We start from the raw sequence: 23,818 nt of genomic DNA, 5'->3' as shown, positions 1-23,818 counted from the left end.
GCTCCTTCTTCACTACGTAATCGTTCGTCCAACTAGCTTAGCTTATACTGCGCAGCTTGTGCATTCCTCTACGGAAAGGCGCTTCGTTCTAGTGTAATAGAGCGATTTAAGCCCCTTCTGCGCGGCATAGACGTAGAAGCGTGCCAGCTCGCGAGTTGTTACGTTGCTGTTAACATGGAGCACTGTCGAAATACCTTGATCGACATGTTGTCCAATTTCGGCAATAAGATCAATCAATTTAAACTGATTAATGTTGTAAGCCGATTTGTAATAGAAGAAATTATCCTGTGACAGGTAAGGCATCGGATAATACGTAGTTGAATTTGCGTACGTACGTGTTTCGATGTGCTCAACAATCGGCATTACGCTTGACGTCGCATTTTGGATGTACGAAATGCTTTGCGTCGGTGCAATAGCAAGACGATATGCATGATATAGTCCATACTGTTGTACTTTTTCTTTAAGAGCAGCCCAATCTTGCGGGGACGGGATTTCCATTCCCTCAAATAGTTCCATTACTCGCTCTGTTTTTGGACGGAAATCCGTCTCGACATAACGTGCGAAATATGTGCCTTTTGCATACTCTGAACGTTCGAATCCGTTGAAAGTAACACCGCGTTCTTTCGCAATTTCCATGCTTTGCTCAAGCGAATAATAGTTCATCATCATAAAGAATACACCTGCGAAGTCCCGTGCTTCATCGCTTTCGTAAGCGATTTTGTTTTTCGCTAGGTAACCATTTAAGTTCATTGCGCCCAGACCAACAGAATGGAGCTCTTCGTTCGCTTTACGAACTCCCGGAGCGTTATCGATCTTCGACAGGTCGCTTACTGTTGTAAGAGCTTCGATGCCTACATGCACCGATTCCTTCAATTTTTTGCGCTCCATCACGTTTACGATATTAAGCGATGCTAAGTTACAGCTAATATCGCGGCGGATAATATCATCCTGACCATAATCTTTAATTTCCGATGTTTCTTGCAGTTGGAAAATCTCTGTGCACAAGTTGGACATTTTGATGGAACCGATATCCTTAAGTGCATGAGCCATGTTCGCATTTGATTTGTTCATAATATATGGGTAGCCTGATTCAAGCTGAATCGAAGCGATTTTTGTCAACATGTCACGAGCGTTCATTACGCTCTTTTTGGTAACTTGATCATTAGCAAGAAGCTCTTCATACATTGCGTCCATATCCATGTCGTCCAAGTGCTGGCCGTACGCTTTATGAACAGAATGTGGGCCAAACGCAAATAAAGGTTTATTTTGAGCAGCAAGCTCGTAAAATTTATTAGGAATAATGAGACCGATAGACAACGTTTTAATACGTGACTTTTCGTCCGCATTGATTTTTTTGCAATCCAAAAACTCAAGAATATCCCAACCAAAGATGTTGTAGTAACCAGCACCGGAACCTTTACGTTGTCCCATCTGATCCGCATAGGAGAAAGCATCCTCCATTAGCTTAAGCACAGGCATAATACCTTTTGCTGCGCCCTCTACCCCTTTAATTGCCTCACCGCGTCCACGTAGCTTGGACAAATTGACAGCAACGCCGCCACCAATTTTGGACAGCTGCATACATGTGCCAAGAACGTAGTTTATAGAGTTCAAAGAATCGTCCATCTCAAGTAGGAAACAAGATACCATCTCGCCGCGGCGGCTTTTTCCTGCATTAAGAAACGTTGGAGTAGCCGGCTGTAGACGTTGCTCGATCATTGCTTCTGCGATGCGAAGCGCCTTATCAGCGTCGCCTTCACCCAGGTTCAAAGCGACAATTGCAACACGGTCAGCATACTGTTCCAAATACTGAGCTTTGTTATTCGTTTTCAAAGCATAATCTTTATAAAACTTGGAAGCTGCCATGTAGGATTGGAACTGGAAATCGCTGTTTGTTGTTAAATTATATACAGCTTCGACTTGGTCGTAAGTATATTTATCGAAGACGTTATCGTAGTAGTCATTGTCGATGAGGTAATTCAATTTATCACGAAGTGAATCAAACTTCACACTTTTTTCTTCAACTTCCTCCATAAAAGCAACTACAGCTTCTTTATCTTTCTCCAATTGATAAAATCCGTCCGCCCCGCGCTGCATTAATTCATTGTTTAATTCAATATGCTTCAATAGCCTGCACCCTCTCGACAAAATGTTGCGTATCTAAATTTGTTCCTGACAATTCAAACTTCAAAATGACAGGCACATCGTACTTTTCAGAAATCGTATCGGCACTTTTGGCAAAGCCTTTGCCCCAGTTGCGATTACCACTGGCTGACACACCGCGGAGCAATTGGTGGTTCGATTCCAAGAAGGAATTGACCTTCTCTGGCACCTGACCAAAACCAGTTGTATATGTGACTAACACAAAGGGCTCGTCCATTTGTTCCCGCTCGTCAATCGGTACTGCTCTCATATTCAGTTTCTTGATGAAACGTTTCACATTGCCTGTTTTTGAATCATAGACAAGTAGCACTACACGTCCGCTCCTCTACTGAATTTTTGCAATTAAAAAGCGCTTCTAACCGCTGCTTACGGCAGATGCGCAGGTTCACGATATGCCCAATGGCAAATCATTGAAAGCACTATAACCATCAATATGTAGTTGATGTTCTTGATTTTACATCAAGATATAGGTCTCGTCAATGAAAATTATAGATCTGTTCGGAATCGTTTTTTTTGACGCACTCGACTATTTTAACAGATAAGGCTATGATAGGATAGTGACATTATATAGCTTTATTGGAGGTTCAAATGGAGTCAAAATCAACGTTATCACATGCCAAATCGCAGCTCGCTCAGCTATTCCAAGATGCAGGATATAAACTTCCTGGATTGGTCGCATATATAGACGAGCTTGAACAAAGGAAGACACAATTAGAACAAGAAAACAGTAAACTTAAGAGTGCCTCCGCACGTCGAACAACACCTTCTTCTATGATGAACAGCAAGTTGATGGACGCACTTCGGGAGTAGCCAAAGACTCATATTATACATTAAACGAACCTAGTTTGTCATATATCTATTTTGTCGAGGGCATGCAGACATGAGTCGTAAGTCGTCTTGACGAGATTGCTTCAATTCGAATCGTATCTACATATAGTATGCTTATTCGACAAAAGTGATTGTGCTCAATCATCTCCATGAGGCCCAAATGTTCTATGCTCCTGCTTCATTCACCCACAACATAAATAAGGTTGTCTGTACGCGACAGAATCGCGCATAGACAACCTCTGACAAAAAAACAATCTATTTAATTGCGGCAAAGAACAATCGCTCTGATGAAGCACTGGCAGCCTTTAACTCAAAGTCTGCAAACCGCTCAACCGTACTAAATCCCGCACGACGCAGCGCAGCTTCGATCCAATCGGGATCATAAGCTCTCTGTAAATGAGTTTCCTCAAAACGATCAAACTTCATTTTCCCATCACGAGCAAATATCGTAAGATTATGTTCGATCTGGCAAAGCGATTCCTCAAAATCACAAGTCCAAATATACGCAATATCTCGTTCATCCAGCACAAAAGGTTGTTCCTCAGCATAACGGATCAATTGTTTCGGTGGATGCATGTCGAACAGGAATGACCCGCCGCTACGTAAAGCAGCGAAAGTGGCCTGGAAGGCAGATTCTATATCATCCTTCTCCGTCAAATAGTTCAAGCAATCGCAGAACGATATAACGGTGTCGACAGGTTCTGCCAATTCCCAGCTACGCATGTCCTGCTGCAACCACCTAATTGTACCTGCTCTAGGCCTGACGGCTTGCTGCGGTGCTTCGTCCCACTTACTCCGGGCTATCGCAAGCATGTCAGCGGATAGATCAATCCCGTATACATGAAAGCCAGATCTAGCTAGAGGAATAGAGAGACTTCCCGTACCACAACCTAGATCAACAACCGACTCCGGCATACCATAACGCGACCAGCTTGCTCTAGCGAAGCCAAGCCATTCCGCGTAAGGCATATCCTCCATGAGCTGGTCATACACTTTTGCGAATTGTCCGTAGGACTGGGTCACTCGCCTTCAGCTCCTTCAGTAGGTTCTGCTTGGGAAGCTTCCACCACTAAGTAGGTCCAACTACCCTTCTGCGTTACAAGTCCATCTCTCATCAATTTCCCAATCGCACGTTTGAACGCAGATTTACTGATGCCAAAACGCGACTTGATTGTATCAGCGTCTGTTTCATCGGAATATGGCATCCCGCCGCCCGGACGCTCTTTAAGAAATGCCAAAATTCGATCAGCGTCCTCAATACGACCTACTTCTTTCCGCTCAGTCATCGACAGATTAACTCGTCCATCTTCACGAACGAATGTAACCCTTGCACGAACACGCTCGCCAAGGCGAATGGACTTCGTTCTTTCTGAACTAGGAATAAGCCCATACACGCCAAAACCAACAACTCCGCCATCTATAATGACGAAGGAACCAAGCTGCAACGTTTTTGTTACCCAACCTTCAACCCAGTTGTTTTTCCACGTTTCTGGCGCATGGAACACTAATGGGGAAAGCTCTTCTTCATATGCAATTTTGGCGATGAGTCTGCCCTCTTTGTCATGCTTCATAACAACGAATACTTCATCTCCTGGAAGCGGACGGTATTCGATGCTCTCAGGAAGCTCAGATAGCGGAAGCAACAGATTGCGACCCAGACCCATCTCAAGGAAACATCCAAGCTTAGGATGCACATCAACGACGCGTAGACGCTTAAGCTCGCCTAGTTGTAGAAGCGGTGTTTTCATCGTAGCAGCAATTCTGTCCTCGGAGTCAAAATAAATAAATACTTTCACTATACTATTTATATTAGGCTTACCGCCTACTAGCTCGGTATAGTGAAGCAATACTTCATTTTCTTCATCAGTCAAAAAATAACCATAAGGCGACACTTCACGCGCAACTTTTAACGTAAGTGTAGTCCCAGCAATCAAACTCATACGAATTCCACAACTTTCGCATCGGACCAAAGACGTTCGATGTTATAGTATTCGCGCTCTTCTCTATGGAAGACGTGAACGACTACATCACCTAGATCGATTAGTACCCATCTTGCGGAGTTAGTCCCTTCGATGCTACGGATACGTACCCCACTTTGTTCTGCTTGCTTACGGATTTCCGTCATAATGGCAAGTACTTGAGTATCCGAGTTACCACTACAGATAACAAAGTAATCCGCAACCAATGAAATTTCTTTTAAATCTAAAGCAACAACGTTCGCAGCTTTTTTATCTTCAGCGGCTTCCACCACAATTTTCATTAAAGCATCTGATTGTACTGACATACTTTAACCTCCTTTTATCTCTTCAATTAATCCATTCCGTGCATCTATTGTAAGTGGATAAATACGTTTACCTTTGGCAATTAAGAAGCTGATTGTACCGTCTAGTCCAGCTAATACGGCTTCTTCCAAGTTGATCTCGCTCAACGCTCGAATAGCATCTACACCCGAAAAATCACGACCTGGCTCAATGTAATCGGCAAGCCAAACGATCTTCTCAAGCTTAGTCATACCTTTGCGCCCAGAAGTATGATAGCGAATGGCATCCAGCACACCGCAGTCCATAACTCCAAACTCGTTCTCAGCTACCCATGCACCAACTGGTGCATGCCAAAGTTCCTTATCATAGGCCAGCACTTCAATTGGCAAGTGGTTGTCTCTTATGACATTTCCTTGACGAACTGTAGGCCAGTATTTAGCAACATCATGCAGGATCGATGCAAGCTCTGCACGTTCAGCATCCTCGCCATAACGGTTAGCCAACACGATTGCGGTAGCCATTACACCTTCAGTATGCTTCCATCTCTTCTCTGGCATTTCCGCCTTGACCCGCTCAATCATACTATTGCGATCCATATAAGCCATGCCCCCTAATATACTGATAGACCTCATCAGGTAAGGAATAACGTACTGTTCGACCTAGTGCCAGTTTCTGTCGCAATTGTGTAGATGAAATACCTATAGGCGGCATCTGGGTGATGTGTAGTCGATCTCGCAAAAATGCCGGCAAAGACTCCAAGTCCATCGGATCTGATGGTCTTTCCAATCCAATGAAATGAACAATACACGCTAACTGATCAATACGATTCCACTTGGGAAGATCATTAATCCGATCAGAACCGATAATATATGAAAATGCGCAATCAGGATAAAGCGCCTGCAATTGCGTGACGGTATCGTATGAATAACTTACACCGCCTCGCTTTAGCTCAATGTCCATAACGCGAAAACAGTCATTGCTTTTAATAGCTTCCGCGACCATCTCATATCTTTCCTTGGCACTTGCACCCTGTGCATTGTCCTTCAAAGGAGAACCTGCAGTTGGGATGAACCAAACTTCATCCAAGCCGCATTGATCTCGAGCAGTTTCGGCTGCAAGAAGATGACCTATATGAATGGGGTCGAAAGTTCCGCCCATAATGCCAATCTTCCTCACATCACCCAATCCTCCTACTTGCTTTTTGGAAGCACAATTGTTTTGTAGTCTTTGGATTCCTTATAAAGCACGATCGTTTTGCCGATTACTTGAACGAGCTCAGCACCAGCTTTAGATGCGATTTCAACACCAATTTCCTTCGGATCATCAAGGCAGTTATTAAGCACGGAAATTTTCATCAATTCTCTCGTCTCAATTGCTTCTTGAATATGACGTACTAGATGGTCGTTAGTCCCACCTTTGCCGACTTGGAAAATAGGTGATAAATGATGAGCCAGTGAACGTAAATGTCTTTTTTGTTTGCCTGTTAGCATAAGTGAACATCCTTCTTTCGTTTGCTTCATTCTTATATAATGGTGCTGCTCTGCTTCGTGCTTTCTACACTTGGAGCGATTCAAGCACCGTTTCTCTCATTGCTGCTACTGGGGCATTCTTACCTGTCCAATACTCAAAGGCATATGCACCTTGGTAGATGAACATGCCGAGGCCGCCATGGATGATGCATCCATGAGCTTCGGCTTCTTGTAGAAATGTTGTCTTGAGCGGATTATAAATCAAATCGCTAGCTACTGCTCCCCGCTTCATCCACTCGCCTCGAATCGGTGATTCCGACACATTCGGAAACATACCTACGGATGTCGTATTAATAACGATATCCGCCCCTTCACAAAGGGCTTCCAGTTTGTCGTTAGACGAAGCGACCAACTTCACAGAGCCGCCATCAAGAGAGGCTACTAGTTCCTCCGCCTTCGAAGACGTACGATTCGTTATCGTAATTTCTGATGGATTCTCTTGGAGAAGAGCGTACGTTATACCGCGGGCAGCACCGCCTGCACCAATAACAACAATTTGTTTGCCTGCTATATTGGGCGCTGCCTCTTCCTTAAGTGAACGAACATAACCAATGCCATCTGTATTGTAGCCGACTAAACGTCCATTATCATTAACAATGGTATTGACTGCACCTATTGCTTTTGCACCTGCATCAATATCGTCCAAAAGCTCCATTATTGGCAGCTTATGAGGAATCGTTACATTCACACCGCGAATACCCATCGCTCTTATTCCCCGCACGAAATCGCTAAGTGTATCCATTGTCACATGAAATGCCATATAAACGCCGTTTACTCCAGTCTCCTTAAAAGCACGATTCATCATTATTGGCGATTTTGAGTGCCGAATTGGATCACCGATTACCCCATACAGAACCGTATGACTATCGACACGCCCGTTAGTCATCTCCCACATAATAGCCGCTCCCCCTTCTGCCGTCGCAACAAGCGCAAGGATTAAATCATGGAATCACGCAACATTACTTTAACGCCTTTTGGCGCATAAACATCAATTAGCGCTCCGTACATGCCATTTACCTGTATCCATCCTAGCCCTGCAATGAACACATCCTGCTTCTGCCCTTGCTTTACTCGCAATGAATGTCTTGTCCACTCTGGAATTTCTGCAAGTTCTGCAACTGTTGGGGAGCCTAACAGCTCACCTTTATGATTTTCATAAAGCTCATCAGCACGTTCCATCTTCGTACGGTGGACATTAAGCGCATTAGAAATATAGAAGGTAAAGGATTGACGTTCTCCCTCTACAAAATCAAAGCGAACTAAACTTCCAATAAATAGAGACTGTTTTTCATTAAGCTGATAAACAAGCGGCTTAATTGGCTTGTCCGGAAGAAGCGTACCCAGGAAACTGCGCGGCACAACTTCTGTCATTCTGCTCGTATATACAATACCAGGCGTATCAATAATTGCCTTTCCATCTTCAAGCGGAATATAAACAGCATCAAGAGTCGTTCCCGGATATCTCGAAGTCGTAAGCTCACGTTCCATATCGCTATAGTCCCGGATGAGACGATTAATCAACGTTGACTTGCCGACATTAGTCGCTCCCACGACATAAACATCACGACCGTTGCGATGACGCTCAAGCGCATCGATAACATGTTCAAAGCCCATATTGCGCTTAGCACTGCAAAGAATAACATCAATCGTTCTTAGCCCTTGTGTCTTAGCTTGCTGCTGTACCCAATTGCGAATACGATTCGTATTCATTCCTTTTGGAAGCAAGTCAATTTTGTTTACGACAAGGAGAACTGGATTGTTACCAACGAAACGCTGCAATCCTGATATCAAGCTGCCTTCAAAGTCGTACAAATCGACGATATGGACAACCAAACTGTTTGTTGTACCAATGCTGCCAAGCAGCTTTAAGAAATCATCTTGGTCAATAGCCACTGATGACGCTTCATTATAATGTTTGATTCGGAAGCATCGTTGACAGATGATCGGCTCTCGCGAAATAGCGGACTCTGGAATGTAACCCGCATCTTCAGGTTTATTGGATTGTATCTGAGCCCCGCACCCTGCACATGATGCTTTCGATTCACCTAGTTGTTGTTCCTTCACTTCTTTTCCTCCTCATACCACAAACCGCGCTTACGAAGTATCGTTAGCACGAACCGTTCAATAAATCTATTTACGAGTGTCATCTTACCCTCATCTGCTGGAGCGACCGGAGCTACAAGTATCGTATATAACCCCATGCGATTTCCCCCAAGCACATCAGTCATCATCTGATCTCCCAGCATAACCGTTTGGTCAGCCGGCAAATCCATAATAGCAAGCGCTTTGCGGAAAGCCCTTTGAATCGGCTTTCTTGCTGCGTGGATAAATGGAATACCCAGCGGCGCTGCGAAGTTGCCCACTCGCGTCTTATTATTGTTGGATACAATAACCACTTTGAAACCGAGCGAGCTTACATGATCCAGCCACGAGACTAGCTCAGGTGTTGCTAGCGGTTCCTTCGCACCAACAAGTGTATTATCTAGATCGGTAATAATACCTCGCACTCCTCGTGAGGAGAGTTCATCCAAATCAATTTCGTAAACCGAATTAACACGTAAATTCGGTAACAATCTTTCGAACATAACAACTATCCCTCTGCTTTCTGCCTGCTATCTTACGAAACTATACCATATAAACTAAATTTGTTGCAAAGAAATACCGACCATCAGACAACCTGACGGTCGGTAATTAATTACAGTGCTTCCCTTCAAGGAGAACTACTTCAGCTCGTTCATCAAGTATCGTACTTTAGTAACGAAACGGTCTGTCTCTTCCTTAGAAGCGATCTCAGCCCCATATTTGGCCTTTTCGAAATCCTTTAATACGATTTGGAAGTCGTTTCTTAACCGATTATAACTTCCCGACCATCTTGTTACTGCTTCTCTAAGCGTCTCATGCTCATCTCGCCGGAGACCCCTTTTTTTGCAAATACGAAGTAAACGCGTCGTTTCTACCACAATTTGATCATTCGTACTATAAGAACCTGTCCTAAGTCTAATCCACACTCCTGCGAGATCACGACGACGAATTATAAGTAGCACCACAACGCCAAGTACGAACACTGACGCCGCAGCCCAAAGCAATGCCTTGCTGCCTGTAAAGTTTGCATCGGCAACCTTTGTTACTCCATCCGCTTCATTAACTGCAACATCAGGAACAATAACTTCCTCCCCTTCCGGCATTGAGTAAGGGAAATTAAAGCCAGCCGTTGCTTCGAATGGAATCCAGCCATAACCTTCGAAATAAATTTCGACCCATGAGTGAGCGTCGGAGTTGCGAACGGTGTACGTACCTGCTTGTTGTGAATCTAATTCTGCGCCAGTCATTACATCTTCTGGAGGAGCACCTCTGTCACGCGGCAATGAGCCAGGCGAGAAGCCCTTGACCCATCTTGTCGGCATATCCAATGTTCTTGCCATAACAGCCATTGCTGTTGAGAAATAATCACAGTAACCTTCCATTAATTCGAACAGGAATTGGTCTACAAAATCGAGACTCATTCCCGTTAACTTCGAACTATCAGGCTTATTTGTATACGTATACGTCGTTCTTAAGTAGTTTTCCAACAGCTTTGCTTTATCATAATCATTCGTGCCTGCTGCGGTAACTTCCAACGCAAGCTCCCGAACACGAGCAGGCAATCCATCTGGAACGGTTGTATATTTATGCTCTATATTCGCCGTACTAGGAATAGCCGCTTCAACCTTCCGCAAACCCTCTTCGTCTAAAACAGTAACGGTCGACGTTAAGGAATAGATCGTAGGGTAACTGATGTCCTTATTCCAAATTAGTTCCCAATTACTAGGCAGCCATGTTAGTCCTGCCGGAATTGCTTCGCCTTCGCTGCCAATCCAGTTCACTTTGGATATCGGTGCTGCACCGAATAAAACAGGGTATGGATCATTACGAACCATTGTAACAATTTGTTCCACTTCAATCGTCTCAGCAAGACTTCGCTCATTTCCTTCATTTAACGCTACGTCCTTCTGTACGAATTGTGCCGACAGCTCGGCAGGAAAAATACTAAACCATCCACTACCCGTGTAGGTTTCTTTTGTTTCACCGCGCCAATAACTTTTTTGTGATGTAGTAACGGTCATCATCGGTGAAAAATCAAAATCGAAGCCCCCGCCTAATATCGAATCATTACGACTATAACCGGAGCTTGCATTAGCGTCAGGGAATAGGGTATCTTCATCAATAATTGCTTTTTCTCCAAGAAAGACTTGTACCTCTTCACCTCTAGCATTTTTCCAAATGGTATAAGGATCTTGAAGAAGCGGTGCAATTGTAGGTACATTAAGAGAAAAAACCATAAGCAATGACAGAACGATCAAAGCAGGTGTCACCACTCTGATAGGATACTCCAGCAATCCTTTCCAGCTTTCAGGATGCGTTCGTTGAAGCTTATCAAGATGATTGAATAATAGCCAAACTAAGCCAGTGAACACGACAAGTGCAACATTATCCCACAACCAAATCGGAGTAAATGAATCTGCAATTGTTAGTAACAGCACTCCTGTTCCAATTACTCCGAACATCCTAACTCTTGTAACTGCCCAAGTACTTAATAGAATATAAATAACTAATAGGGCAAGGCTTATCCAAATGAAGGGATCCAATTGAGGAATCGTATGCTCAAACCACCAACGTAACTTCCCCATTTTTTCTGGAGCGATAGGCAGCGGCTCTATTCTTGCAAAATTGAATGTGACTGCTATTGCCGCAACAAGTTGAATACTCCATTTAAAAATACGCATACGCATTGGTAATAGAATATCAATAAGCAGAGCAATAATTAGAGTATAGTTTGCAATCTTGAAACTTTCTGGCCACCAATAATCTTCAAATATTTGTATGCTTCCGAGCATAATGATGGTGATAAAGAGGGCTACAAGTCGTGTATACCATCCCTTGCCAAAGTAAGCTAGAACTCCAATCATGGGCTTCTTCATGCAATACCGCTCCCTTCCATCACAGCAGGAAGCTCCTGCAACTGCCGAATGTTATAAACGACCCAGCCTCTACTTTGAATGATTTGACGCCACGCGACATCTCCGCTAATTTTGCTAGCCTCAGAGCCGATATGAAGCAGACATGGTGTAACGCCCTTACGTGACAACCACTCCATGCTTTGAATAATTTGGCTCCCCGTATCAGCGGAAATAATAATAGCGAAACTTCCACCCTCTACTACTGAGTCAGCTCTTTGGAGAGATGTGTAGATAGGATGGGGAGCATCAGCATCAACAAACGTTAAATGCTTCATCACAAGATTACGTTGATCTATACCCGACTTTGGCGGCAACATAGTCATCTTCTCACCTATCGAAAGCAGCCCCATCGCTGTATCGTCTCTCGATCCATGCTCAATAAAAGAAGCTGCAACCGAAACGGCAAGCTCAAATCGATCCTTCATTGATTTATCAAGGGCTGGTAGATGACGATCCAGAATTAGTAGTGTGCGGGGCAGTGATTCCCGCTCGAACGCCTTTGATTTCCACTGTCCCGTCTTTGCAGTTGCGTTCCAATGGACACGGGACAATCGGTCACCATACAAATATTCTCGAACCCCGTTTATTTGTGTCGTTTCCTTCGCAGCACGAGAAGCAGTAGCATGTGAATATGGTCCTCTAATGCCGCGTTGAAATCCACTCCATTGTCTCAGTGGAACTGTTTGTGGAAGAACACTGAATACCGATTCCGATCGGAAGTTGCCGGAATGTTCGAAAAGCCCGAACACATCATAAGAAAGACATTCTGTATTCTGAAACCGATACTCTCCACGTTGAAGTGGAGGTGTACGATACATAACAGAGCCAGACCGCTTCCAATTCGGTATAAACGACGTTTCAAAACTAAGCTCCTGACCATTATGCCTCAGCATCCCGTCACGCACGATAACGTATGGAAGCGGATAAAAGCCCGGTATTCTAACATTCAATTGTACATCAACAGAGGAACCTGCAGTAATTGACCCATGCGCTGCTGATCCCTGACTCGAATAGTTTCTCATTCCAGATACACCTGCAATACCGCTCCAGCGCCCTAACCCCAAATAAATTAGTAATAAATTGATAATAATAAATAACATTAACGCCGTCTTGCCGCCTTGGAATAATAAATAAAATAAGCTGCATGTATAGACGACAGCGATAAACTGCCAACGTATTTTCTTAGCCCTCGTGGCCTTCATTGGATCAGCGCTCTAGCCGAACAGGCACTTTCGTATTTTGAATAACTTGCGATATGATATCGTCAGTATGTAAGCCATTCATCCTTGCTTCTGTGCGAAGCAATATCCGATGTGATAGTACAAATGGAGCTAGCATCTTCACATCGTCTGGTGTTACATATTGGCGTTCACGCAAAAATGCGCTTGCCTTCGCAGCACGTGTAAGCGCTAGTGCTGCCCTTGGACTTGCACCAAGCATGACATGAGCGTGTTCGCGTGTACCTCTTACTAGTCCTACTATGTATTTCCCGATAGCATCGTCAATATGAATCTCTTCCACTTGCTTTTGAATTTGAATCATATCTTCAATATTTACTATAGGCTGAATACGATCTGATGGATGGTAGCTTTCTTTTGAAGTAACCATACGTTGCTCATCCGCTTCACTAGGATAACCAAGCGACAATTTCATCATGAAACGGTCAAGCTGAGCTTCAGGCAATGTGTAAGTCCCTTCAAATTCAATTGGATTTTGTGTAGCTAGCAAAACAAATGGCTGAGGCAACTCATATGAATCTCCATCAACCGTCACATGACCTTCTTCCATCGCTTCTAGTAGAGCAGATTGTGTCTTCGTAGTTGCGCGGTTAATTTCGTCAGCTAATAATATATTAGTCATCACAGGCCCAGGACGGAACATAAATGCTTCCTGCTTTGGATGATAAATGGAAACACCTGTAATATCGGTAGGTAACAAGTCGGGGTTACACTGTATACGTCGGAATTGACCGCCGATCGTCTTTGCTAACGCTTTCACAAGCTGCGTCTTGCCAGTGCCTGGCACATCCTCTAGCAACACGTGACCACCTGCCAATACTGCGATCAATAATCTTTCAATTTCGTCATGTTTCCCCAGAATACAAGTATCTAAGTTTCGTAGAATTGAAGCGCATAATTGCATGTTAGTCGTTCGGATGTCCATTACATAACCTCCCGGATTGTGTTCACAACAAGTGCCTTAATAGTACTATTTTACAGTAATTCAATCAACATGCACACATGCTATCATTCCAAAAAAAATTGGAGAATCCCACAGGATTCTCCAATACGTGCAACTTTTACCCCTTTGGTCTTACGACTAATGCTGCTAGAAACGAAAAGATAATCGCTGCTGATACTCCAGCACTAGTGACTTTGAAAATTCCTGAGATGACACCTATCCAGCCTTGGCTATGCAATTCAGTCAACGCACCATGCACAAGCGCATTACCGAAGCTTGTAATGGGGACAGTTGCGCCCGCACCAGCAAATTTAATCAACGGTTCATACAGTCCGAAACCGTCCGCAATCGCTCCAATAACAACAAGCGTTGCCATCGTATGCGCTGGTGTCAGCTTCACTACATCAAACATAAGCTGCCCTGCTACACAAATGGCTCCGCCAATAAGAAAGGCCCACAAAAAAATCATGGCTATTCCCCCCCTCCTGCAGCAATAGCAACCGCATGAGCAATACATGGAATGCTCTCGCCTTGCTGAAACGATAAAGGGGATAGCAGCGCACCCGTCGCTACAACAAGAACGCGCTTAAGCTCCCCTTTCTTAATCCGTTTCAACAAATGACCGTAAGTCACTACAGCGGAACATCCACAGCCGCTTCCTCCTGCCTGAACCTTCTGTTTCTTTAAGTCATAAATCAAAAGTCCGCAATCGTTAAAAACAGTATTGTCCATTGGCACTCCGTTCTGGAGCAGCAGTTCCTTCGCTATTGGATGTCCGACCCCTGCCAAGTCCCCAGTAACAATTAAATCGTAGTCCCCTGGTGAGCGGCCTGTATCGTTGAAATGCGCTTGAATCGTATCTACAGCTGCCGGAGCCATAGCTGCCCCCATATTAAATGGGTCCTTTATACCAAGATCAACGATCTTCCCTATGGTCGCGCATTCAATGACAGGTCCATCACCCGAAGCTGCTAAAACAGCAGCGCCTGCTCCGGTCACCGTATATTGAGCTGTTGGCGGCTTTTGGGAACCATATTCAGTCGGATAACGGAATTGCTTCTCCACCGTACAATTGTGACTGCATGTTCCTGCTAATACATAGTTGGCAGAACCGCTGTCCACCAGCTGCGCTGCCAGCGCCAACGTCTCCATCGACGTGGAGCAAGCACCAAATACTCCGATATACGGGACACCAAGCGCTCTAGCTGCAAAGGTATTACTAATAATTTGATTCATCAAGTCTCCGCCAATATAAAACTGAAGTTGGCTCTTATCAAGCCCTGCATTCTGAATCGCAAATTCAGAGGCCTGCTCCAAAATTAATCTCTCCGCTTTCTCCCAGCTCTTCTGCCCCATATCGAGTTCTGGATGCACAAGATCAAATTCCGCGGCGAGCGGTCCCTCTCCTTCATCGGGTCCAACAACTGTTGCTGCGCCAATAATGACCGGTTTGTTGTTGAACCACCACGACTGCTTGCCCATCAACATGTCATTGCCCTCCGGTACCTAAAATTAGATGAGCGATACCAACGAAGAATGCAGCTACCGTCCCGTATACAATAACCGCTCCAGCCAGCTTGAACATATTGCCGCCAACACCTAGAACCAATCCTTCACTACGATGCTCTATCGCAGCTGAACACATCGAGTTGGCAAAGCCAGTGACCGGAACAGCTGATCCAGCCCCAGCAAATTGAGCTAACTTGTCGTACACCCCTAGACTCGTCAAAATAACAGAAATTAATATTAATACAGCAACCGTAGGATTACTGGCTTGCTCTGGTGTCATTTTCATCAAATGAACGAATAGCTCCGTAATAACTTGTCCTACTACACAAATCGCCCCGCCTATAAGAAATGCCTTGAGACAGTTACCCAGAATTGAACGGGGAGGCTCCTTTTCTTTGGCAAACGCTTGATATTCTTTTGGTGACATCGACATTTTTTTGTAACGATTAGCTTTTGGGCCATTAGACGCCATTTGTACTTCCTCCTTCGCCGTTGCAGTGTTCAATTCAAATTGTGTTATGACACGACGTTTCTTTCGAATACATTATTTGTAGTTTGCTGTGACGTTATGCCAACAAAAAAAGAATCGTCCATTACCGACTGTCCGGCTGAACGATTCTTCACACGTAATTACTACAATCCCGCTGCGGTAAACACACGATTGAATGCTGTCTTAGATCTTTGAGCAAGTTGGAGGGGAGATTCTGAGGGAGCTTGTCCATTCAAAACTTCCTGAGACACCGCTCCGTTATAACCAATTGTCCGGAGTCCTCTCAAAAATCCGGTCAAATCAATAACGCCTTCCCCTGGATAGATACGTTCGTTATCAATAACCTCTTCTACTGGCACATTTGGTGCGTCATTAATATGCACATGTACGATCTGTTCCGCTCGCAGAGATTCAATGTCAGCAACATTCATGCCGGTCGTATACCAATGATACGTATCTAGAAGCAGGCCAACATTATTTTCTCCAATCGCTTGAATCAATGCCACTGTCTCCTCCATCGTCCAAATAAATGGATGTTGCCACCTCGTACGCAAGTGGTGCGGACCTACAAATTCAAGCCCGAGTCGAATACCATATATATTTAATAACTGGGCACAATATCGTAACCGACGTGTTGCAATGGCCATGAAGTGAGCTGATTTCTGATCTGTTGATGGCAGAATGTATGTGCAACAGCGGGTACATCCGACTGCTTTAGCTGCAGCAGCGTAGGCTGTAAGTTTCTGAAAGTCTTGTAAGAACTGCTCCTCTGACGCTCGCCATTCCACCGGCAAACCAAACGAACCAACGATAACTCCATTCGATTCCAAAAGTTGACGAGCACCTTCTACGCTGCAACGCTCCGTCAAGGACAATACATCCAAATCGACAGTCTGAAAGCCGAACTGACTAGCTAATTCAATTAACCGTCCTTCATGTTCAATTGCACCCAATCCTGCACTTGTTAGCCCTCTTAGCATAAAGCATCACTCCTCCCCCTCACATTCTATTTACTCATATCCCAGTTCAATATCACTTCATGCCCCGTGCGGGATGACTCATAAATTGCATCGAGAATTAAGTTGTTTGTATAGCCAGAAAGTACAGATGTAATGGGCTGCTTATCTTCTTGGATACATGTAAGAAAGTGACGGCTAAGTCGAATACGTTCACCCTCATCATTTTCAGGCTTACTAATCACTGTATCAATAGGTCGATCGAACTTCTCCGTAAGCAGCTTGCCCGTAGCTCCCTTGTAGCTCGCACCACCTTCTGTACCCATGAGATGAACGAATGGTGTATTATCCGTATCCATATGGATAGCCCAGCTCACTTCAAGTGATAGGGAACTGCCATCTTCCATTTTGATAAGCGCAGTTGCCAAATCTTCAACGTCATAAATACCATTCCAATCCGGCTTGCCCCAAGTACCGATTCCTTTTTTGTTTGGTCCAAACTCGGCATAAGTAGCACCAAAGACCGATACTGGCTTTGGATTCCCCATCAAATAAAGCGCTAAATCCAGCATATGCACACCAATATCGATTAATGGGCCACCCCCAGATTGATCCATACGGGTAAACCATGTACCCCATCCCGGAATCCCTTTACGTCTGAACCAACCTGCCTTCGCTGTATAAATTTTGCCTAGCTCGCCACGATCAATTTGCTCCTTTATTTGCATTGAGACTGACTCCCACCTCATTTGGTGAGCAACCATAACAACACGATCCGATGATTCGCTAGCTTTAACGATGCCGCGGGCCGCTTCACCGCTTATCCCCATTGGCTTCTCAAGGAGTACATGTTTGCCTGCCTCAATGGCTGCAATGGCTAATGGTGCATGAAATTGGTTCGGTACTCCGATAATGACCGCATCTATATCATCACGCTGAATCAATTGCTCAGGAGTTGACGTTACATTTGGAATACTATATTGTGCTGCTTTCTCCTTAGCCAATAGCTGATTGGCATCTGTAACAGCTATAATTTCACATTGATCCGATAGCTTGGAAAACTGTTCAATGTGAACACCTCCAATATTTCCTGCTCCGATAACACCAATTTTCACTTTATTCCCGTTAACCATAATGCGCCTCCTCGATTAGTTCTAGATAGCATAGCATTTTGAAGCATTCGCTTTATGGTCTTTATGTTAAAATAAATGGAATGAGAAATCGTGCTTGTTTTTCGGAAAACATCTCATTTCTTCGAAGGAGCCGTTTATATATGACCTATTTTCCAGATTACTTGAAAACGTATCCAAATATGAATACCGTTAGCCCGCTACATATCAGTCTGAATCGCCTGCCTCACGGATTTCGAGCGCATCGGCATGATTTTTTAGAGTTTTCGTATGTTATTGAAGGAACAGGCTCTGAATCCATTAACGAAACAAAACATCCCATGTCTCTTGGCACATTTACCTTTGTTCTTCCATATCAAATACATGAGCTATTTACCAAACCAGGTAGCTCACTTCACTTATACAATTGTATGTTCGGCATGGATCTATTAATGGAATCCGGGTCGAATGAGGGATTGTTAGCTTTAATCGAGCGACATGGGGCTCCATCATTTATTCAACTTCATGGAGCAGCAAATGATCATATGCGACTTTTGGTTGAGGATTTGTATAAGGAGTATAACGGCAATCTTCCATGGAGAAACATTATGTTGCAACAGAGGTTAAAAGAAATATTAGTTTTTTTTGATCGTGAGCGGAATAAATTAGCTCCTGAAATTGGGCAGATGACAACAGAAAGTAAACGCAGTGCTTCGGTATGGCCGATTATTCATTATATTCATCAGAATTACCAGGATGAGCTGACCTTGTCCACCTTGTCGATAAAATTTGCAATGAGTGTGTCTCGAATTAGTGAAGTTATTAAAGAAACGACGGGGCAAACTTTCCTGCACTTCTTGCGCGATTTGCGTATTCGCCATGCTTGCAGCTTGCTAGCCTCTACAGAAATGAGTGTATCGGAGATTGCGATGGAGGTTGGCTACGGATCATATACTACTTTTTCGCGTGTATTTCGGGAATGCAAAGGGATGGTACCGAAGGATTATCGTAGATTAAAGATGAAAGGACAGGAAGACCCTACCCTCTAAGCGCAAGCCGAAACTTTGGTAAATGAAGCTTCGGCTTGTGCCCTTTACGGGTCAACCACTCCAATGAATGATCGAACTAACTGTAAGCACGACCACAAAAACGCCATACAAAACGATTGAAATGATTCTGGCTGTACGCCTGCTCATAACCCCGCCCCTTCCTGCATTCACATAGATCTCTTTCATCTATCCTATGCAAACCGAGACGAATGCGGAGCTTGTTCATCATATTCCAACCAGTAAGAAAGTTACAGTTTTATTTTCCGATTCATCAAAAACACAGTGCCGTAAATGAGCGCGGTCATAACAGCCCCCTCAAACAACAGCACCAGCCATCTAACTCCGTCAAATGGGGTCACATCCCACGTCATTGTACCGTCAGCAGCTTCCGTCAGTTCCAATGTTAAAAAGCCAAGATATTGAGTTGAATTTACGGAATCCGGAAAAATAAGCCATGCCATGTACGGCATTGCTATAAACATCGCAAGACAGACGACAATACCAAGAAACGTTCCTCCTCTGCCTTCAACCGTCTTGCTGAGGGTGATGCTGAGGAAGATCATTAACGTAGTAATAAGCGTTCCCCAACCATAAGAGACAGCTATACTTGCGAGTTCCATAAAGGCAAAATAATTCAAATCAAATAGGTGCATCGTTTTTTCTTCGCCAAAGATCATCTCTATTATTGAAGCATGTGCAACAAATATAAGAGCAATCACTAATTGAATGAGGAACAGTAATATGATTGGTGCAATGATCGTATACAGGGTAGGTAATGGGAGCAATCTGCGACTGTATGCTTTAATATTGTAATTAAAGGTCTGACATGCCATCAAGAAAGCCAGAAAAGCACTCATAGCATACAAAAGAATCGAAATCACACTAATAAAGTCAACATCCCAATCCTTTAACCAGCCGGCAGTCGTGAATGCAACTTGAATAAGAAGCAATATAACTAACGCCGCCAATATGACGCTTGCATTCCGCTTCCAATCATATTTAAGCAGCTTGATCATTCCGCATACACCTCTTTAAACATATCGACTACGCTTTTGCCATACGTCATTCGAATTTGATCAACTTCCTCATGCATAGCCAGTTTACCATTTTTGATAAATGCTACCTCATCAAAGATTCGTTCAATATCACTAACCAAGTGGGTCGTAATAATTAAACAGCTCTCTTCATTATAGTATTGAACAATGGCATCCAATATTTTCTCCCGAGCTACCGGATCTACTCCGCCAATAGGCTCATCAAGCAAATAAAGCCTTGCATTTCGTGACAACGTTAACGTTAATTGCAGACGTTCATTCATGCCCTTTGACAATGAACTAATCTTGTCACGACCGTTAAGCTGCATAAATGATATCATTTCTTTCGCTTTGGCTGTATCGAAGTCTGCATAAAAATCGGTAAAGAAAGAGATGGCATCTTGCACACGCATCCATGGCTCTGTAAGTGGTTTATCAGGCATAAAGGCAGTCATCGCCTTCGATTGCATGCCGACAGGTTCCCCGCAAATACGTACAATACCAGAAGCAGGTTCAATCAGCCCAGAAGCAACTTTCATCAACGTCGTCTTACCGCTGCCGTTGCTGCCAAGCAGTCCGATAATGCGGCCTGGTCCGGCTTTGAAGGATACTTGATCCAGTGCTTGCTTCGCACCGTATCGTTTGGAGACGGACGACAACTCCAGAATGGGATGCATGTTACACTTCCTCCTTGTTTCTTGGATCTGAGTTGACTGAGTCAGTTACTAGTGTAATTATATCATGTTTACTAAACCCTAGCTCCTTCATCCCAACCACAAATCGATCCAACAGCTCGCCCGCCATTTCCTTCTTAATACGCATTATTGTTGACTCCTTATCAGTCACGTATCGACCTAGCCCCCGCTTCGTCTCCACTATTCCTTCCCGCTCCAACTCTTGAAAGGTACGTTGTATCGTATTCGGATTAATTTGCAGTTCAAGCGCCAGGTCCCGTACTGACTCTATCTTGTCTCCGGGACCCAGCTTACCAATAATAATTTGTTTTTTCATATAGTTCATAATTTGTAAATAGATTGGTAAATTATTATCGAACTCGATAGTCACAATGGGCTATGCTCCTTTTTGATGCCCCGCTGCTCCCAGCATTAGGAAACATCACGTTTTCTAAATGTGACAAAGCTTGCTGCCAAAGCAACTACCACATATACACAAATGACAACGATGGAGAAAGTAAGCGACATTCCTTCCAAGATATGTCCTCCATCTCTGTAATTGGACAAATCTACATGTGGCAATAACGTATACTTAAGAATTGGGTATTTTGTCATAAGCATTATGAGTAATCCAGGTAACATCGTGCTAAACATCGATATACCAATTGTTGCACCGCTAGATTTAGTTAACACACTAATCATAAAAGTAATTGTAACAAATATTAATGTATAAATGGTCAAATACATAATATTTTGTGCAATATCGCTCCAAGTCGATGTGCCGCCATCAAAGCCTAACACTATCGCACCGCATAGTAGAGCCAAAACAGTTGTTACTGCAATTAGTGAAAGTGAGAACAACACGGCAATAATATATTTAGAAGCTAATATTTTGTTCCGGCTCTGAGAACGAATAAGCAACAGCTTAATCGTACCAAATCGGTATTCTTGAGGGAAGATGCCTGACACAGCTATAATAGCTAATATTGGTAATAATATACCTACAGTACTCATCGATACAAAGAAACTCACAAAATCAAGTGCAGAACCATCATCAAGTAAAGAGGTGTTGTGGGTTACATAAGTTACGATAGCAACATACAGCGCTAAAATTCCAAAGTAAATAAAAAACGATTTTTTCTTAGACATTTTCAACCATTCATTCGTTAACAATCCGCCAAATTTAAGCAATGCGGTTCCCCTCCGTCCATTTCATAAACTCATCTTCCAGTGTTGATTTCAGTTCTTCTAGACGATATATATCAACGCCAGCATTTGTTAGAGCCTTTACAACTGAAGGGATTTCTTCATGCTGCAAAGTAATATGGATCCGTCCATTCCCAGCTCCGCTCTCTTTCTCTACCTTCACACCAGCTTGACCTTTAAGCAATTCCGTAGTCTTTTCTACGTTACTTACTTGCAATGACAAAGTAACTTGTGGTTCTGATTGTTTCTCTTCACCAATCGAACGAACCGTTACTAGCTTACCTTCCTGTATAACGACAACGCGGCTACACATTTGTTCCATCTCGGAGAGCAAGTGACTAGATACAAGAACAGCAATGCCTTCCTTCTCAGCTATTTCCTTCATATATCCACGCATCTCGCGAATACCTGCAGGATCAAGACCGTTTGTCGGCTCATCCAAAATGAGGACAGATGGATTATGCAGCAAAGCTTGTGCAATACCAAGACGTTGTCTCATTCCAAGTGAATATGCCTTAACCTTTTTGTCTAATGCCAGCTCTAGACCAACAAGTTTCGATACTTCCATGATTCTTGCTTCTGTAACGCCCTCTGACATACGCATATATTGCTTTAGATTATCCATACCAGTCATATAGGAGTAGAATTCAGGATTTTCGATAATTCCTCCAACATGACGAATCGCCTTCTCGAAATTGTCACGGATGCTATAGTCGCCAATTCGGATATCCCCTTCTGTCATACTGATCAATCCAACAATCATACGAATCGTCGTCGTTTTGCCGGCTCCATTTGGTCCAAGCAGTCCAACAATTTCACCCTTTGACATTGTAAAAGATAAATCATTGACTAACGTCTTTTTGCCAATTCGCTTCGTTACTCGATCTAACTGAAGAACAATTGAAGAAGCTGATTGTGTTGCTGTTTTCATCCCTCATAACCTCCGTATATTAATGTTTTGGTGTGTGTTAGTGTCTTAATGTGTTGGTGTCTTAGTTACATAGTACACTAGAACTTTGACATTGTAAAGCCCAACTTTTTTGTTTATTTTTTACAAACTGTTTCAGTAGAAGTTCAAAGGGGTAATTAGGTATATCATTAAATAAAGGGGTGATTGAAATGACAACACCAGGACGTAATGTTGACATTGAAGAACGCCAAATACAGAAAAAATCTGATTCCAGCAGAGTAATCTCTACATTTATTAAATACACTGCTTACTTGCTAATCTTTTTTGGAACGCTGTATTTCTTAGCCAACTACGTGTTTCCGATGTTCTAATGCCTTAAGTAAATGGGCAGTCTCAAAAGTAGATCATTCTACTTGAGACTGCCCATTTTTGTTGTCCCCCCTAATAATGTACACAGACAAAAATAGCTCCTTTATTGTGGATTCCAAAATGAGAATCTACATTAAAGGAGCTATTCTACTTGCATATTATACAAGTATACTTTATTGCTTATGGAGTTGATGTACTATCCTCTGGTGTTTCTGGTTCATTAGGCACTTCCGGTTCTTCTGTAATCATCGGTGCATTATTTGTTCCATCGTTTGCTCCGTTACTAGCATTATTCGGATCTCCACTATTACAAGCAACTACAGTAAACATTAGTAATGCACACATAGTAGCAGTAAGTAACAGCTTCGTCATCTTTTGTTTACGGTTATTATTTTTCATTGTTATTCTCCTCCTGAATATACATTGTTTTTTTGTTTTAAGGTTAATTGTTCTTATCCATACTTAACCAGAAGACAATGTACTGAATCAGTTGGTAACATGAGAGATTTCTCATAACCAGTCGCCTAAGAAAGCACACCTGCCGATCAATTCC

General features: G+C 43.4%; 28 protein-coding genes. 3 read left to right on the top strand and 25 right to left on the bottom strand.

Annotated features, from left to right (window positions below; all coding sequences use genetic code 11):
* Positions 1 to 42 precede the first annotated feature (42 nt).
* Both nrdE and nrdI read right to left on the bottom strand, forming a co-directional pair.
* Positions 43 to 2,127 carry a class 1b ribonucleoside-diphosphate reductase subunit alpha gene (nrdE, locus tag MFF31_RS13480; RefSeq protein ID WP_238188646.1) on the bottom strand — a complete coding sequence of 695 codons (2,085 nt, stop codon included), beginning with the start codon at positions 2,125 to 2,127 and terminating at the stop codon, positions 43 to 45.
* Positions 2,114 to 2,473: a class Ib ribonucleoside-diphosphate reductase assembly flavoprotein NrdI gene (gene nrdI / locus MFF31_RS13475; RefSeq protein ID WP_238188645.1), complete on the bottom strand. Its 360-nt coding sequence runs from the start codon at positions 2,471 to 2,473 to the stop codon at positions 2,114 to 2,116. Before nrdI ends, nrdE begins: the two co-directional genes overlap by 14 nt.
* Positions 2,474 to 2,751: 278 nt before the next feature.
* Between nrdI and MFF31_RS13470 the strand changes: the two genes are divergently transcribed.
* Positions 2,752 to 2,973, top strand: a complete 222-nt coding sequence (locus MFF31_RS13470) for a hypothetical protein (RefSeq protein WP_238188644.1) — start codon at positions 2,752 to 2,754, stop codon at positions 2,971 to 2,973.
* Positions 2,974 to 3,246: 273 nt separating this feature from the next.
* Here MFF31_RS13470 and MFF31_RS13465 read toward each other — a convergent pair whose 3' ends face one another.
* The 17 genes from MFF31_RS13465 to MFF31_RS13385 all read right to left on the bottom strand — a co-directional run bounded on the left by MFF31_RS13465 (position 3,247) and on the right by MFF31_RS13385 (position 18,047).
* The gene (locus MFF31_RS13465) at positions 3,247 to 3,969 is read right to left on the bottom strand and encodes a class I SAM-dependent DNA methyltransferase (RefSeq protein WP_238192022.1); all 723 of its coding nucleotides are present in this window, start codon (positions 3,967 to 3,969) and stop codon (positions 3,247 to 3,249) included.
* A gap of 41 nt (positions 3,970 to 4,010) precedes the next feature.
* Entirely contained in the window at positions 4,011 to 4,931 is a 921-nt protein-coding gene (locus MFF31_RS13460) for a CvfB family protein (protein WP_238188643.1), read from the bottom strand.
* Positions 4,928 to 5,275 (bottom strand): ribosome silencing factor, encoded by a 348-nt coding sequence (rsfS, locus tag MFF31_RS13455; protein ID WP_238188642.1) that lies wholly within the window; start codon positions 5,273 to 5,275, stop codon positions 4,928 to 4,930. The genes MFF31_RS13460 and rsfS overlap by 4 nt, the downstream gene beginning before the upstream one ends.
* 3 nt (positions 5,276 to 5,278) lie before the next feature.
* Positions 5,279 to 5,848 (bottom strand): bis(5'-nucleosyl)-tetraphosphatase (symmetrical) YqeK, encoded by a 570-nt coding sequence (gene yqeK, locus MFF31_RS13450; protein WP_238188641.1) that lies wholly within the window; start codon positions 5,846 to 5,848, stop codon positions 5,279 to 5,281.
* On the bottom strand, positions 5,835 to 6,428 hold the full coding sequence (gene nadD / locus MFF31_RS13445; RefSeq protein ID WP_238188640.1) for a nicotinate-nucleotide adenylyltransferase: 594 nt from the start codon (positions 6,426 to 6,428) through the stop codon (positions 5,835 to 5,837). The genes yqeK and nadD overlap by 14 nt, the downstream gene beginning before the upstream one ends.
* Before the next feature lie 14 nt (positions 6,429 to 6,442).
* Positions 6,443 to 6,742, bottom strand: a complete 300-nt coding sequence (yhbY, locus tag MFF31_RS13440; protein WP_238188639.1) for a ribosome assembly RNA-binding protein YhbY — start codon at positions 6,740 to 6,742, stop codon at positions 6,443 to 6,445.
* Between the two features lie 64 nt (positions 6,743 to 6,806).
* Positions 6,807 to 7,667: a shikimate dehydrogenase gene (gene aroE / locus MFF31_RS13435; RefSeq protein ID WP_238192020.1), complete on the bottom strand. Its 861-nt coding sequence runs from the start codon at positions 7,665 to 7,667 to the stop codon at positions 6,807 to 6,809.
* Positions 7,668 to 7,717: 50 nt separating this feature from the next.
* Positions 7,718 to 8,845, bottom strand: a complete 1,128-nt coding sequence (yqeH, locus tag MFF31_RS13430; RefSeq protein ID WP_238188638.1) for a ribosome biogenesis GTPase YqeH — start codon at positions 8,843 to 8,845, stop codon at positions 7,718 to 7,720.
* Entirely contained in the window at positions 8,842 to 9,366 is a 525-nt protein-coding gene (locus tag MFF31_RS13425) for a YqeG family HAD IIIA-type phosphatase (RefSeq protein WP_238188637.1), read from the bottom strand. The genes yqeH and MFF31_RS13425 overlap by 4 nt, the downstream gene beginning before the upstream one ends.
* Positions 9,367 to 9,501: 135 nt before the next feature.
* Positions 9,502 to 11,739, bottom strand: coding sequence for a transglutaminase TgpA family protein (locus tag MFF31_RS13420; protein WP_238188636.1), 2,238 nt, complete (start codon positions 11,737 to 11,739; stop codon positions 9,502 to 9,504).
* Complete coding sequence (locus MFF31_RS13415; protein ID WP_238188635.1) at positions 11,736 to 12,980, bottom strand: DUF58 domain-containing protein; 1,245 nt, start codon at positions 12,978 to 12,980, stop codon at positions 11,736 to 11,738. Before MFF31_RS13415 ends, MFF31_RS13420 begins: the two co-directional genes overlap by 4 nt.
* 4 nt (positions 12,981 to 12,984) lie before the next feature.
* Entirely contained in the window at positions 12,985 to 13,941 is a 957-nt protein-coding gene (locus MFF31_RS13410) for an AAA family ATPase (protein ID WP_238188634.1), read from the bottom strand.
* A 136-nt stretch (positions 13,942 to 14,077) separates the two neighbouring features.
* Positions 14,078 to 14,428, bottom strand: a complete 351-nt coding sequence (gene spoVAE / locus MFF31_RS13405) for a stage V sporulation protein AE (RefSeq protein WP_238188633.1) — start codon at positions 14,426 to 14,428, stop codon at positions 14,078 to 14,080.
* 2 nt (positions 14,429 to 14,430) lie between these two features.
* On the bottom strand, positions 14,431 to 15,447 hold the full coding sequence (gene spoVAD, locus MFF31_RS13400; RefSeq protein ID WP_238188632.1) for a stage V sporulation protein AD: 1,017 nt from the start codon (positions 15,445 to 15,447) through the stop codon (positions 14,431 to 14,433).
* Between the two features lies 1 nt (position 15,448).
* Positions 15,449 to 15,940: a stage V sporulation protein AC gene (gene spoVAC / locus MFF31_RS13395; RefSeq protein ID WP_238188631.1), complete on the bottom strand. Its 492-nt coding sequence runs from the start codon at positions 15,938 to 15,940 to the stop codon at positions 15,449 to 15,451.
* Positions 15,941 to 16,101: 161 nt separating this feature from the next.
* Complete coding sequence (locus MFF31_RS13390) at positions 16,102 to 16,938, bottom strand: sugar phosphate isomerase/epimerase family protein (protein ID WP_238188630.1); 837 nt, start codon at positions 16,936 to 16,938, stop codon at positions 16,102 to 16,104.
* A 26-nt stretch (positions 16,939 to 16,964) separates the two neighbouring features.
* Positions 16,965 to 18,047, bottom strand: a complete 1,083-nt coding sequence (locus MFF31_RS13385; protein ID WP_238188629.1) for a Gfo/Idh/MocA family protein — start codon at positions 18,045 to 18,047, stop codon at positions 16,965 to 16,967.
* Positions 18,048 to 18,187: 140 nt separating this feature from the next.
* On the opposite strand from MFF31_RS13385, the gene MFF31_RS13380 reads away from it, so the two are divergent.
* Entirely contained in the window at positions 18,188 to 19,072 is an 885-nt protein-coding gene (locus tag MFF31_RS13380) for a helix-turn-helix domain-containing protein (RefSeq protein WP_238188628.1), read from the top strand.
* Between the two features lie 248 nt (positions 19,073 to 19,320).
* On the opposite strand, the gene MFF31_RS13375 is transcribed toward MFF31_RS13380, so the two are convergent.
* From MFF31_RS13375 to MFF31_RS13355, 5 genes are read right to left on the bottom strand one after another with little or no spacing between them, the layout of a single operon-like run.
* Positions 19,321 to 20,088 (bottom strand): hypothetical protein, encoded by a 768-nt coding sequence (locus MFF31_RS13375; RefSeq protein ID WP_238188627.1) that lies wholly within the window; start codon positions 20,086 to 20,088, stop codon positions 19,321 to 19,323.
* Positions 20,085 to 20,783 carry an ABC transporter ATP-binding protein gene (locus tag MFF31_RS13370; RefSeq protein ID WP_238188626.1) on the bottom strand — a complete coding sequence of 233 codons (699 nt, stop codon included), beginning with the start codon at positions 20,781 to 20,783 and terminating at the stop codon, positions 20,085 to 20,087. The genes MFF31_RS13375 and MFF31_RS13370 overlap by 4 nt, the downstream gene beginning before the upstream one ends.
* Before the next feature lies 1 nt (position 20,784).
* Positions 20,785 to 21,171: a GntR family transcriptional regulator gene (locus MFF31_RS13365; RefSeq protein ID WP_238188625.1), complete on the bottom strand. Its 387-nt coding sequence runs from the start codon at positions 21,169 to 21,171 to the stop codon at positions 20,785 to 20,787.
* A 41-nt stretch (positions 21,172 to 21,212) separates the two neighbouring features.
* The gene (locus tag MFF31_RS13360; protein ID WP_238188624.1) at positions 21,213 to 21,971 is read right to left on the bottom strand and encodes an ABC transporter permease; all 759 of its coding nucleotides are present in this window, start codon (positions 21,969 to 21,971) and stop codon (positions 21,213 to 21,215) included.
* Complete coding sequence (locus MFF31_RS13355) at positions 21,964 to 22,917, bottom strand: ABC transporter ATP-binding protein (RefSeq protein WP_238188623.1); 954 nt, start codon at positions 22,915 to 22,917, stop codon at positions 21,964 to 21,966. The genes MFF31_RS13360 and MFF31_RS13355 overlap by 8 nt, the downstream gene beginning before the upstream one ends.
* A 188-nt stretch (positions 22,918 to 23,105) precedes the next feature.
* Between MFF31_RS13355 and MFF31_RS13350 the strand changes: the two genes are divergently transcribed.
* The gene (locus tag MFF31_RS13350; protein ID WP_238188622.1) at positions 23,106 to 23,267 is read left to right on the top strand and encodes a hypothetical protein; all 162 of its coding nucleotides are present in this window, start codon (positions 23,106 to 23,108) and stop codon (positions 23,265 to 23,267) included.
* A gap of 178 nt (positions 23,268 to 23,445) precedes the next feature.
* Here the strand turns inward: MFF31_RS13350 and MFF31_RS13345 are convergent, their stop codons facing one another.
* Positions 23,446 to 23,664 (bottom strand): hypothetical protein, encoded by a 219-nt coding sequence (locus MFF31_RS13345; protein ID WP_238188621.1) that lies wholly within the window; start codon positions 23,662 to 23,664, stop codon positions 23,446 to 23,448.
* Positions 23,665 to 23,818 lie beyond the last annotated feature (154 nt).

Source organism: Paenibacillus sp. L3-i20, from assembly GCF_022180385.2.
Lineage (GTDB): Bacteria > Bacillota > Bacilli > Paenibacillales > Paenibacillaceae > Pristimantibacillus.
Note: the sequence above shows the minus strand (reverse complement) of the source record. Positions and strands in the feature narration are given on the sequence as shown.

Bases quoted from the DNA above. Each gene is read 5' to 3' on its own strand.
- MFF31_RS13470 (WP_238188644.1), top strand. From the start codon at position 2,752: ATGGAGTCAAAATCAACGTTATCACATGCCAAATCGCAGCTCGCTCAG.
- MFF31_RS13465 (WP_238192022.1), bottom strand. From the start codon at position 3,969: ATGGAGGATATGCCTTACGCGGAATGGCTTGGCTTCGCTAGAGCAAGC.
- MFF31_RS13460 (WP_238188643.1), bottom strand. From the start codon at position 4,931: ATGAGTTTGATTGCTGGGACTACACTTACGTTAAAAGTTGCGCGTGAA.
- rsfS (WP_238188642.1), bottom strand. From the start codon at position 5,275: ATGTCAGTACAATCAGATGCTTTAATGAAAATTGTGGTGGAAGCCGCT.
- yqeK (WP_238188641.1), bottom strand. From the start codon at position 5,848: ATGGATCGCAATAGTATGATTGAGCGGGTCAAGGCGGAAATGCCAGAG.
- yhbY (WP_238188639.1), bottom strand. From the start codon at position 6,742: ATGCTAACAGGCAAACAAAAAAGACATTTACGTTCACTGGCTCATCAT.
- aroE (WP_238192020.1), bottom strand. From the start codon at position 7,667: ATGACTAACGGGCGTGTCGATAGTCATACGGTTCTGTATGGGGTAATC.
- MFF31_RS13425 (WP_238188637.1), bottom strand. From the start codon at position 9,366: ATGTTCGAAAGATTGTTACCGAATTTACGTGTTAATTCGGTTTACGAA.
- MFF31_RS13420 (WP_238188636.1), bottom strand. From the start codon at position 11,739: ATGAAGAAGCCCATGATTGGAGTTCTAGCTTACTTTGGCAAGGGATGG.
- MFF31_RS13415 (WP_238188635.1), bottom strand. From the start codon at position 12,980: ATGAAGGCCACGAGGGCTAAGAAAATACGTTGGCAGTTTATCGCTGTC.
- MFF31_RS13410 (WP_238188634.1), bottom strand. From the start codon at position 13,941: ATGGACATCCGAACGACTAACATGCAATTATGCGCTTCAATTCTACGA.
- spoVAE (WP_238188633.1), bottom strand. From the start codon at position 14,428: ATGATTTTTTTGTGGGCCTTTCTTATTGGCGGAGCCATTTGTGTAGCA.
- spoVAD (WP_238188632.1), bottom strand. From the start codon at position 15,447: ATGTTGATGGGCAAGCAGTCGTGGTGGTTCAACAACAAACCGGTCATT.
- spoVAC (WP_238188631.1), bottom strand. From the start codon at position 15,940: ATGGCGTCTAATGGCCCAAAAGCTAATCGTTACAAAAAAATGTCGATG.
- MFF31_RS13390 (WP_238188630.1), bottom strand. From the start codon at position 16,938: ATGCTAAGAGGGCTAACAAGTGCAGGATTGGGTGCAATTGAACATGAA.
- MFF31_RS13385 (WP_238188629.1), bottom strand. From the start codon at position 18,047: ATGGTTAACGGGAATAAAGTGAAAATTGGTGTTATCGGAGCAGGAAAT.
- MFF31_RS13380 (WP_238188628.1), top strand. From the start codon at position 18,188: ATGACCTATTTTCCAGATTACTTGAAAACGTATCCAAATATGAATACC.
- MFF31_RS13375 (WP_238188627.1), bottom strand. From the start codon at position 20,088: ATGATCAAGCTGCTTAAATATGATTGGAAGCGGAATGCAAGCGTCATA.
- MFF31_RS13370 (WP_238188626.1), bottom strand. From the start codon at position 20,783: ATGCATCCCATTCTGGAGTTGTCGTCCGTCTCCAAACGATACGGTGCG.
- MFF31_RS13355 (WP_238188623.1), bottom strand. From the start codon at position 22,917: ATGAAAACAGCAACACAATCAGCTTCTTCAATTGTTCTTCAGTTAGAT.
- MFF31_RS13350 (WP_238188622.1), top strand. From the start codon at position 23,106: ATGACAACACCAGGACGTAATGTTGACATTGAAGAACGCCAAATACAG.
- MFF31_RS13345 (WP_238188621.1), bottom strand. From the start codon at position 23,664: ATGAAAAATAATAACCGTAAACAAAAGATGACGAAGCTGTTACTTACT.